The following is a 10,238-nucleotide window of genomic DNA, read 5'->3' on the forward strand; positions in this document are numbered from 1 at the left end:
TCCAGGCGCAGGCTCAAGCTCATACAACGTCACAACAGGACCGGGATTGACCTTGGTGATGGCGCCCCGGACGCCGAAATCCTCCAGAGTGCTTTCGAGCAGGGTTGCGTTCTGCTCCAGTGCCTCCGCGGAGACGATGGGGCCTGCAGGCTTCTTCGGTTCGCTCAGCAGGTTCAGCGCCGGAAGCTGGTAACGCTCCTCGTCGAGGAGCGAGGGCTGGGCTTCGCGCGCCATACGCTTGCCGGGCTTGGGCGCGGTGGGAAGAGGCGCGACGCGGGAGGGTGCAGGTTCGTCCCGGCCGCGGGTCACGACCTGGGGCAGGGGCTCGTCGTCCCAGGGCTCCTCGTCGCCGTCAAGCAGGGGAGCGGAGACAGGGGCGGGGCGCGTCCGCGCGGGAGCGCCGTCGAGAACCGGCTCGCGCCGCAGGGGCTGCGCCTCGCGCATGGCGCGGCGGGGTGCCGGGGCCGGCTCGTAGTCCTCCTCGAATTCCTCGCGGCGGCCCTCGCTCCAGCGCCGGACCGCGCTCTTCAGGCTCATGACGCCATGGGCAAGTGCGCCGAGCGAGACGATGCCCCAGCCGGGCTCGTCCTGGGCTGTCTCCTCCGCCTCGTCCCAATCGGCGATCCTGCGCCGCCGGACCGGCTGAGGCTCGTCGTCCTCCGCCTCGTCCCGGTGCTTCTCTTCCGAGAGGCCGAGACCGCAGGCGGCGGTGAGGCTCAGGATCGTAATGCCCGCGAAGAGCAGGCCGAGAAGGGCGCTGGCCGGGCCGTTGGCGAGCCCCGTGATCGCCTTCGCGCCCGCCAGGATCGCGTCGCCGACCACGCCGCCGAGACCGGTGGGCAGGGGCCAGCGGTCGGTGGCGGGAAGGGCGCTGGCAAGCGCCGTCGCCGCGCCAGCGCCGATGATCCAGAGGGCGAAGCGCAGCTGCGCGCGGCCGAGCTCGCCCGCCTTCATCAGCCGCCAGCCCCAGAGCGCGAGCGGCAGCAGCATCGCGATGGCGCCGAGGCCGAGAAGCTGCATGAGGAGGTCGGCCACGATGGCCCCGGGCCAGCCCAGCAGGTTGTGCACGGGCCGGTCGGTGGCGTTGTTGAGGCTGGGATCGTCCACGGACCAGGTCGCGAGCGCAACCGCCACGGCTCCTGCGAGCGCGATCAGGGACAGGCCGGTCAGCTCCTGCGCCCGCCGTGCGAGAATGGACCGCAGGGCGCTGAAGAGCCCGTCATAGGCTGAGGATGATCGGCGGACAGTACGCATCGGACGACTTGGGACCTCGGAGCAAGACTGTTTCACGATGCAGTTTAGAAGGGGCGGGTTAAGGGTCCTTTAACCCTGACCGACGGACCCGGAACCCGTATTCACTTTTCCGCGCGAGCACCCCGGGGACCTTTTGCGCTGTTGACGGAAAGGACCGGAAAGAGGAAGTGTCCAGCCCATGTGGACATGGGCCTTCAGGACGAGAGGAATGCGCAGCGCCGTTGCGGCGGTGCTGGCCTATGCCCTTGCCCTGCAGGCCATCCTGTTCGCTTTCGGGGGCGCATACCATGCGGTCGCGGCTCCCGGACCGCAGGCGATCCTCTGCGTGACGAATGGTGACGTGGGTCCCGACAGGCTGCCTGCGAAAGCCCATGACGGCCTGTGCTGCACCTTGAGCTGTCACGGCTCGGGTCCGGCGGGGCCGCTTCCGGCCGCCATCCACGCCGAGCGGCTTTCGTCGGATCAGGCCGTTATTGCCACTGCCGGCGAAGCGCCGGTTTTCCGGGCTTCACATGGTTTTCTGCCTGTCGGCTCGCGCGCGCCGCCTCGCCTCGGTTGATCCGCTCCTCGCTTTCAACCGAACCACAGGACTTCCCATGTTTTCGTCTCGGTCCGGCGGCGCGCTCGCGGCGGCTGCCCTCATCGCCCTTTCCTCGTCCGCTCTCGCGCATGTCACCTTCGAGACGGCGCAGGCGACCCCGAACTCCACCCACAAGGCGGTTCTGCGCGTGCCCCATGGCTGCGAAGGGCAGCCGACGCTCAAGGTGCGCGTGCGCATCCCTGAGGGCATCGTGGCCGTCAAGCCGATGCCCAAGCCCGGCTGGGCTCTCGAGACCGCCAAGGGCTCCTATGTCCGCGCCTATCAGGTCCACGGCGAGACGGTCTCGGAGGGGGTGACGGACATCGTCTGGTCGGGCTCGCTCGACGACGGCCACTACGACGAGTTCGTTTTTCAGGCGCATTTCACCGATGCCTACCAGCCGGGCGCCACGGTCTATTTCCCGGTCGTGCAGGAATGCGCGAAAGGCGTCGCGGAATGGATCGAGGTTCCGGCCAGCGGGCAGGATCCGCACAGCCTCAAGGCTCCGGCTCCCGGCATAAAGATCCTGGCGGCCGCCCATGCCTCGCCTGCTTCCATCAAGAAGGGTGCAATCTCCATCGAGCAGCCGTGGTCGCGGGCGACGCCCGGCGGGGCCAAAGTCGGCGGCGGGTACCTGCGCATCACCAACACCGGCACGGAGCCGGATCGGCTGATCGGCGGATCGCTTCCGCTCGCCTCCAAGGTGGACGTGCATGAGATGCGCCTCGAAGGCGACATCATGCGCATGAAGCCGGTCGAGGGCGGCCTCGAGATCGCGCCGGGCGCGACGGTCGAACTGAAGCCCGGCGGCCACCACCTCATGTTCATGGACCTGAAGGAGCCTCTGAAGGAGGGCCAGACGGTGAAGGGCACTCTCGTCTTCGAGAAGGCCGGAGCCGTCGAGGTCGAGTACGTCGTCCGCTCCATGGGCGGCGCCGCGCCTGCGGAACACAAGCATTAACCGGAGATCGACATGGCTCTCAAACGCTCCCTTCTCGTGCCGCTCCTGGTCTTTCTCGTTGCGGCGCTCACGCTCCTCGCCACGCTTCTCATGATCCTGCCGGGGCCGCAGCAGGGCGCCTCCAAGGTGCCCATCGGCGGGCCTTTCCGGCTGACCAGCCACGAAGGCAAGGTCTTCACCGAGGAGGATCTGAAAGGAAAGCCCTTCGCCGTCTTCTTCGGCTTCACCCATTGCCCGGAAGTCTGCCCGACGACCCTTTACGATCTCACGCAGGATCTGCAGACGCTGGGCAGCGACGCCGACAAGCTGCGCGTCGCCTTCATCACCGTCGATCCTGCGCAGGACACGCCGGAACTGCTGAAGACCTATCTCGGCTCCTTTGATCCGCGCATCGTCGGGTTGACCGGGACCGAGGAGCAGATCGCGGAGGTCGCGAAGGCCTACAAGATCTACTACCGCAAGGTTCCAACCGATTCCGGCTACACCATGGACCATTCGGCGACGATCTTCCTGATGGATTCGAAGGGCGAGTTCTACGGCACGTCCAACTTCCAGGAATCGCAGGACGTGCGGCGCTCGAAACTGAAGCAGCTGATCAAGAACGGGTGAGCCTTGAACCCGGCCCATCCCCGGCGGCGAATGACGCGGGAGAAGTAAGAAAAGCCCCGGCCTGCGAGCCGGGGCTTTCCGCTTTCGAGCCTCTGGAAGGCTTCGTTGTCAGGCTTAGTAGTTGTAGGCGCGCTCGCCGTGGTCCGCGAGGTCGAGACCCTCGCGCTCGGCATCCTGCGTGACGCGCAGGCCGACGATCACGTCCACGAGCTTGAACAGGATCACCGAGCCGATACCGGTCCAGAGCAGCGTGACCACCACGGCGATGATCTGCGTCCAGACCTGGCCGCCGATGGCGTATTCGCCTGCGCCGTAGCCGCCGAGCGAGGGAGCGGCGACGATGCCGGTGCCGATGGCGCCGATGATGCCGCCGACGCCGTGGATGCCGAAGACGTCGAGGGCGTCGTCATAACCGAGCGCATTCTTCACCGCGGTGACGGCGAAGTAGCAGACCGCGCCGGCGACGAGGCCGAGCACGATGGAGCCCATCGGGCCGGCGAGACCAGCCGCCGGGGTGATGGCGACGAGGCCTGCGACCGCGCCCGAGGCGATGCCCAGCAGCGAAGCCTTGCCCTTGCTCATGGCCTCAACGGTCATCCAGGAGAGGCCCGCGGCGGCCGGAGCGACGATGGTGTTCAGGAGCGCGAGCGCCGCGCCGCCGGTGGCTTCGAGGTTCGAGCCCGCATTGAAGCCGAACCAGCCGACCCAGAGCAGACAGGCGCCGACATAGGTGAGCGTCAGCGAGTGCGGAGCCATGAGGTCGCGCCCGTAGCCGATGCGCTTGCCGATCAGCAGCGCTCCGACGAGACCGGCCACGCCCGAGTTGATGTGCACCACCGTGCCGCCTGCGAAGTCGAGGGCGCCCAGCGCGAAGAGATAGCCTTCGGAGAACCACACCATGTGGGCGATGGGCAGGTAGATGAAGGTCACCCAGAGACCCGTGAAGACCATCACGGCCGAGAACTTCATGCGTTCGGCGAAGGCGCCGACGATGAGGGCCGGCGTGATCGCCGCGAAGGTGAGCTGGAACGCCACGAAGGTGAGCTCCGGAATCGCGACGCCCGCCGTGAAGGTGTCGGCGGTGGAATCCGTCGTCACGCCGGCGAGAAACGCCTTGGAGAAGCCGCCGATGAAGGCCCCGATGCCCTCGCCTCCGGAGGTGAAGGCGAGCGAGTAGCCGTAGATCACCCACAGGATGGCCACCAGGCTGAAGACGGAAAACACCTGCATCAGCACCGAGAGCATGTTCTTGGTGCGCACGAGGCCGCCATAGAAGAGCGCAAGACCGGGAATCGTCATGAGGATCACGAGGATCGTCGAGACGAGCATCCAGGTGGTGTCACCCTTGCTGACCGTGGGGGCGACCGCGGCAGCCGCTGCGGGAGGGGCCTCTTGGGCCAACGAAGAGTCGACGGCGAGGAGGCCTAAGCCCAGCGCGCCGAGCGCAGTCATGAAAAGCGGACGGAACTTCATCGGATTCAAACTCCGGGAGTAAATTGGGGAATGGGGATTACAGGGCGTCGGCATCGGTCTCGCCCGTGCGGATGCGAACCGCCTTTTCCAGCGACACGACGAAGATCTTGCCGTCGCCGATCTGGCCCGTGCGGGCAGATGCGGTGATCGCGTCGATCACCTGCGGGACGAGTTCGGTCGCGACCGCTACCTCGATCTTCAGCTTCGGCAGAAAGCTCACGGCGTATTCGGCGCCGCGATAGATCTCGGTGTGACCCTTCTGCCGCCCGTATCCCTTCACCTCGGTCACGGTGAGGCCGTGCACGCCGAGGGCATTGAGCGCGTCGCGCACTTCCTCCAGCTTGAACGGCTTGATGACCGCCATCACAATCTTCATGGGCCTGGCCCCCTTTGAGACGTTAGCCTGACGCGATCAGGCATCGGTTTCGATCTGAACCCGTCCTTTTGGGCGGGTGTCGCAGGGGATTAAGCAAGAAGCATGCCATGCCTTGTCCCGGCACGGTTCGGCGACTCTGCCTCTTTCATGAGCAGGCGCAATTGGCCCGAAAACAGGCTCGATGATTAAAGTTTGTGCAGCTTGGCGGCAGGCCCGGTCTCAATCTCCTGGAACCGGGTCCCGCTTGCGGCAAATCAGGCGCTGCGGTCGCGGATCAGCCCTTCCTGGGCGACGGAGGCGACGAGGGTCCCGTCCTGCCTGAAGATCAGGCCGCGGGAGAAGCCGCGGGCGCTGGAGGCATTCGGCGTATCCTGGGCATAGAGCAGCCATTCGTCGGCCCGGAAGGGCCTGTGGAACCACATGGCGTGGTCGAGGCTCGCCGCCTGGATCGTCGGATCGAAAACCGTCCGCCCATGAGGGATGAGCGAGGTGTCGAGCAGGGTCATGTCGGAGGCATAGGCCAGAACGCATTGGTGGATGGCCGGGTCGTTGGGCAGGCGGCCCGTGGTCTTGATCCACACATGGAAGCGCGGCTCTCCCGGATCGCGGGACATGTAGCGCTTGATCTCCACGGGGCGGATCTCGAGGGGGCGCTCGCGCTCGTAATAGGTGCGCATGGGCTCGGGCATCTTCAGGATCAGCCCGCCTTTCACCTCCTCCTCGCTCGGCAATTCGTCAGGCCCCGGCACCTTCGGCATCTCGGCCTGGTGCTCGAAGCCGCCCTCGTCCACCTGGAAGGAGGCCGACATGGAGAAGATCGCCTGGCCGTGCTGGGTCGCCACCACCCGGCGCGTGGTGAAGCTCTTGCCGTCGCGGATGCGGTCCACGTCGTAGATGATCGGGATCTTGGGGTCGCCCGGCAGCATGAAGTAGCAATGCATGGAATGGGGGTGCCGCCCGTCCACGGTGCGGCTCGCCGCCACGAGCGACTGGCCGATCACCTGCCCGCCGAAAACGCGCTGCCACCCGCTCTTGGGACTTTGCCCGCGAAACAGGTTCACCTCGAGCTGTTCGAGGTCGAGGATCGCGAGAAGGTCTGCAACGGCGCGGGACATGGATTTTCGATCCTTTGAAGAAGCGTCCTCCTCCGGCTCAGCTCTGGCTTGACGCTGGCCGGCGGATCGCTGACACCGAGATAGGGCGGGGCGCCGGTCGATCGAACCGGCAGCCCTCCGTTCAAAAATGCTCTATAGCGGATGGTGTCGAGGAGAAAGAGCCATGAGCGCAGCATCGGGCATGCAAGGTCCGCGGATCGTCATCGCGGGAGGAGGCCTGGCCGGACTGTCCTTGGCGCTGGCCCTGAAGCAGGCGCTGACTGACGGGGTCGACGTCACCATATGCGATCCGGTCCTGACCCGCGATCCTAATGGCGACAAGCGCGCCTACGCCATCGCCGCGGCGGCAAGGCGAATGCTGGAGGCTCTCGGCATCTGGGACAAGGTGGCCGACAAAGCCCAGCCCATGCTCGACATGGCCGTCACCGACAGCCGCCTGCAGGACCCTGTTCGTCCGACCTACCTCACCTTCGAAGGCGATGTCGGGGCGGGCGAGCCCTTTGCCCATATGGTGACTTCCGGCGACCTCACTGCTGCCCTGATCGAGGCCTGCCGCACGGCGGGCGTGACCCTGAAGGCCGTAGGCATCAAAGGCTTTGCCGTGCAGTCGGCGCGCACCGGTGTCACAACGACGGAGGGGGAGACGCTTTCCGCCGCCCTTCTGGTGGCTGCCGACGGGGCGCGCTCGCGCCTGCGGGAGCAGGCCGGGATCGGCTGGATCTCCTGGCCTTACCGCCAGTCGGGCATCGTCGCGACGATCCACCATGAGCGCGACCATGAGGGCAGGGCGGTGGAGCATTTCCTGCCCTCCGGCCCCTTCGCGATCCTGCCCCTGAAGGACGAGGTCCTGCCCGATGGCAGCGTGAAGCATCGCTCCTCCATCGTCTGGAGCGAGCGCAGCGAGAACGTTCCCGCCCTGCTCGGATCCCATCCGGAGGACCTTCTCGCCGAGCTCGAAAAGCGCTTCGGGCTTCAGCTCGGGCGCATCGCCTTCGAGACGAAGCCCCAGGCCTATCCCCTGTCCTTCGGCGTGGCGCGCTCCTTCGTCGCCGAACGGCTCGCGCTCCTGGGCGATGCGGCCCACGTCATCCACCCGGTCGCCGGCCAGGGGCTCAATCTCGGTCTGCACGATGCGGCGGCGCTCGCCGAGACCGTCACCGACGCCATGCGTCTCGGCATGGATCCAGGCGGCGCGGACGTGCTCGATGCCTATGAGCGCGCGCGCAGGGCCGACATCACCGCCATGGGCGTGATGACGGATGGGCTGAACCGGCTGTTCTCCAACGATATCCTGCCCGTGCGCCTCATCCGCGACCTGGGACTCGGCCTCGTCGACCGGATGCCGGGCCTCAAGCGCTTCTTCATCCGCGAGGCCGCGGGCCTTCGCTCCAATACGGCGCCGCGCCTGCTGAGGGGGCAGGCGCTCTAAGTGACCCTGCCGTGCTCGTGACGGCACTGATCGTGGTCGGCGAGAACCTGGATGATCCGGCATTCGCGCACCGGGCCGTGGCTGCAATCGTCCAGCATGTGCCGGAGCTCCGCGCGAAGCAGGGTTAGCCGTTCGATCCGGCGCTCGACGCTCTCCAGATGCCGGAGAACGATGCGGTCGGCCGCCTCGCAGGGCTCGTCCGGCCGGGCGCTGAGGCTTAACAGTTCCCGAATCGCCTCCACCTCGAAGCCCAGATCCCGCGCGTGGCGGATGAAGCTGAGGCGGGCGACATCGTCCGGCCCGTAGCGCCGCTGCCTGCCTTCTGTCCGAGGCGGTGAGGGCAGGAGGCCGATCTGCTCGTAGTAGCGGATGGTCGGCACCTTGACCTCGACCCGGCGCGACAATTCCCCAATCGAAAGATCCGTCACTTTTCCCCTTGAACCTCTAGTCGTTAGAGATTTTAGGGCCGCCCCAGCATGATGAAAAGGAGCTCGATATGACGGAGAGCGAGTGCAGTCGGCACGACGGATGCTGCGGCGGCCATCAGGTCCACACCCGAACCCGTGATCGCGAGCCCCGCACCGGCCGCCGGATGCAACAGCGCAGCGAAGGCCTGCGGCTGCCATGGCGGCGTGCCGGTCTTCGACGGGGTCGACCCGCGCTACAAGCGGGTACTCTGGACCGTGATCGCCATCAACGCCGTCATGTTCGTCACGGAAATCGTGGCGGGCCATCTTGCCCGCTCGCAGGCCCTGCAGGCGGACGCCCTTGATTTTCTCGGCGACACGGTGACCTACGGCCTCAGCCTCGCGGTGATCGGCGCATCCTTGCGTATCCGGGCAACGGACGCCCTGTTCGAAGGGGTAAGCCTTTCTCTCATGGGTGCCTGGGTGCTGGGCTCGACCCTTTATCACGTGCTCGTCCTCGGCCTGCCACGGGCGGAGCTCATGGGCGCGGTCGGCCTTCTGGCGCTGGCCGCCAACGTCTCCAGCGTGCTCCTGCTGATGCGCTACAAGGACGGTGACGCCAATGTCCGCTCGGTCTGGCTCTGCTCCCGCAACGACGCCATCGGCAACATCGCCGTGACGGCCGCGGCCGGAGCGGTCTGGCTCACCGCCCGCCCCTGGCCCGACCTCCTGGTCGCCGGCATCATGGCGGCCCTGTTCCTGTCCTCGGCGGTTCAGATCCTGCGTCAAGCCTATGCCGAATACCGCAGCGCCGGTCCGGTGCTAGTGGTCCCGGCGGAATAGCTCGACAAAGAAGGCCAGGCGATCCCTGGCCTTCATCGCTAGTGGGCGCAGAAACTGCATCCCCCGATGTTTTCTTATTCAACTTTATAACGTAAAGAAAGGGTATCCTGCTGTCTCAATAATGCGGATGCCCCACGCCGAATGTGATCTATGACGCCGCCAATCCCCTTCCCGGCACCAGCGGCACGAATGCCCGCCTGGAGCTGACTGGAGGCGGCACCGCAATCGTCGATCTTGCCGTCACCAGCGAGACCCTGACAGCCAACCTGGCCTTCGATCCGCAGCGCATCTTCATCGGCAAGAACGGGAGCGCGGTTGGCGAAGTCCACGGCCTCGAATTGCGGGGCAACGGCAGCACCGTCCATAACGAGGGCACGATCCGGTCGAATACCAGCACTGCCATCGTCATTTCGGGAGCCGGGACCAATACCATCACCAATCTCGGCTTTATCGAAGGGGCAGGCCTCGCCATTCAGGGCAATGCGGGCCATGACCGGATCACCAATGCCGGCACCCTGAAGACCACGTCCGTCGCAGCCGGCGCCGTGCTCCTGGACCTGGGCGCGGGCGACGATTTCTACGAAGGCGTCCAGGGAATCGCGACCGGCGGCATCATCAAGCTCGGCCTCGGCAACGACAGGGCGCTCGGCGGCGCACGGTCGGAGATCTTCTCCGGCGGAGAGGGGAACGACTATCTCAGCGGCGGCGGCGGAAGCGATACCGTCGACTATTCCGAAGCCACCGGCGGGATTAGCGTCGATCTCAGCAAGATGACGTCGCAGGCCATCGGCGGGGGACAGGGCACCGATACGCACATCGACATCGAAAATGTCGTCGGAGGCGCGCACAACGACGCCATCGTCGGCAGCACCGGCAATAACAGTCTCCAAGGTGGTGACGGGGACGACACGCTGGAAGGCGGATTAGGCAGCGATACACTGGACGGCGGTGCCGGCATCAACACGGCGCGTTATTCGAGCTCAGTCGCGGCCCGGGTCGATCTTACTCTCACGGATGCTCAGAACACCAGCGGTGATGGCTTTGTTACGCTGATCGGGATTGCGAACCTGGAAGGCGGTTCCGGCGCGGACCACTTTGAAGGCAATGACGGCAGCAACCGGGTGATCGGCCAAGGCGGGACCGACACCCTAGGCTCAGGACCTATTAATTTGGGCTGAGGTGTGATTCAGA

At 66.1% G+C, this 10,238-nt stretch carries 11 protein-coding genes; 6 read left to right on the plus strand and 5 right to left on the minus strand.

What is annotated here, in order from left to right; translation table 11 throughout:
- A partial coding sequence (locus LG661_RS23270) for a DNA translocase FtsK 4TM domain-containing protein (protein WP_230534376.1) occupies positions 1 to 1,254 on the minus strand: 1,254 nt, incomplete at its 3' end.
- 208 nt (positions 1,255 to 1,462) lie between these two features.
- Here LG661_RS23270 and LG661_RS23275 point away from each other — a divergent pair.
- Genes LG661_RS23275 through LG661_RS23285 form a run of 3 tightly spaced genes read left to right on the plus strand, consistent with a single transcriptional unit; the run spans position 1,463 to position 3,404 of the window.
- Positions 1,463 to 1,813 carry a hypothetical protein gene (locus tag LG661_RS23275; protein WP_230534377.1) on the plus strand — a complete coding sequence of 117 codons (351 nt, stop codon included), beginning with the start codon at positions 1,463 to 1,465 and terminating at the stop codon, positions 1,811 to 1,813.
- Between the two features lie 37 nt (positions 1,814 to 1,850).
- A complete protein-coding gene (locus tag LG661_RS23280; RefSeq protein WP_230534378.1) occupies positions 1,851 to 2,795 on the plus strand; it encodes a DUF1775 domain-containing protein in 945 nt (314 codons plus the stop codon).
- A gap of 12 nt (positions 2,796 to 2,807) precedes the next feature.
- Positions 2,808 to 3,404, plus strand: coding sequence for an SCO family protein (locus LG661_RS23285; protein WP_230534379.1), 597 nt, complete (start codon positions 2,808 to 2,810; stop codon positions 3,402 to 3,404).
- A gap of 114 nt (positions 3,405 to 3,518) precedes the next feature.
- On the opposite strand, the gene LG661_RS23290 is transcribed toward LG661_RS23285, so the two are convergent.
- The 3 genes from LG661_RS23290 to tesB all read right to left on the minus strand — a co-directional run bounded on the left by LG661_RS23290 (position 3,519) and on the right by tesB (position 6,368).
- A complete protein-coding gene (locus LG661_RS23290) occupies positions 3,519 to 4,877 on the minus strand; it encodes an ammonium transporter (protein WP_230534380.1) in 1,359 nt (452 codons plus the stop codon).
- A 37-nt stretch (positions 4,878 to 4,914) separates the two neighbouring features.
- Positions 4,915 to 5,253, minus strand: coding sequence for a P-II family nitrogen regulator (locus LG661_RS23295; protein ID WP_230534381.1), 339 nt, complete (start codon positions 5,251 to 5,253; stop codon positions 4,915 to 4,917).
- 254 nt (positions 5,254 to 5,507) lie between these two features.
- Positions 5,508 to 6,368: an acyl-CoA thioesterase II gene (tesB, locus tag LG661_RS23300; RefSeq protein ID WP_230534382.1), complete on the minus strand. Its 861-nt coding sequence runs from the start codon at positions 6,366 to 6,368 to the stop codon at positions 5,508 to 5,510.
- A 163-nt stretch (positions 6,369 to 6,531) separates the two neighbouring features.
- Here tesB and LG661_RS23305 point away from each other — a divergent pair, with 163 nt between their 5' ends.
- Entirely contained in the window at positions 6,532 to 7,797 is a 1,266-nt protein-coding gene (locus LG661_RS23305) for a ubiquinone biosynthesis hydroxylase (RefSeq protein WP_230534383.1), read from the plus strand.
- On the opposite strand, the gene LG661_RS23310 is transcribed toward LG661_RS23305, so the two are convergent.
- The gene (locus LG661_RS23310) at positions 7,794 to 8,225 is read right to left on the minus strand and encodes a MerR family transcriptional regulator (RefSeq protein WP_230534384.1); all 432 of its coding nucleotides are present in this window, start codon (positions 8,223 to 8,225) and stop codon (positions 7,794 to 7,796) included. The two genes, LG661_RS23305 and LG661_RS23310, sit on opposite strands and share 4 nt — an antisense overlap.
- A 135-nt stretch (positions 8,226 to 8,360) precedes the next feature.
- Here LG661_RS23310 and LG661_RS23315 point away from each other — a divergent pair, with 135 nt between their 5' ends.
- Positions 8,361 to 9,047, plus strand: coding sequence for a cation transporter (locus LG661_RS23315; protein ID WP_230534385.1), 687 nt, complete (start codon positions 8,361 to 8,363; stop codon positions 9,045 to 9,047).
- 143 nt (positions 9,048 to 9,190) lie between these two features.
- Positions 9,191 to 10,225 (plus strand): calcium-binding protein, encoded by a 1,035-nt coding sequence (locus LG661_RS23320; RefSeq protein ID WP_230534386.1) that lies wholly within the window; start codon positions 9,191 to 9,193, stop codon positions 10,223 to 10,225.
- The last annotated feature ends 13 nt before the right edge of the window (positions 10,226 to 10,238 follow it).

The organism is Microvirga roseola, from assembly GCF_020866965.1.
Taxonomy (GTDB): domain Bacteria; phylum Pseudomonadota; class Alphaproteobacteria; order Rhizobiales; family Beijerinckiaceae; genus Microvirga; species Microvirga roseola.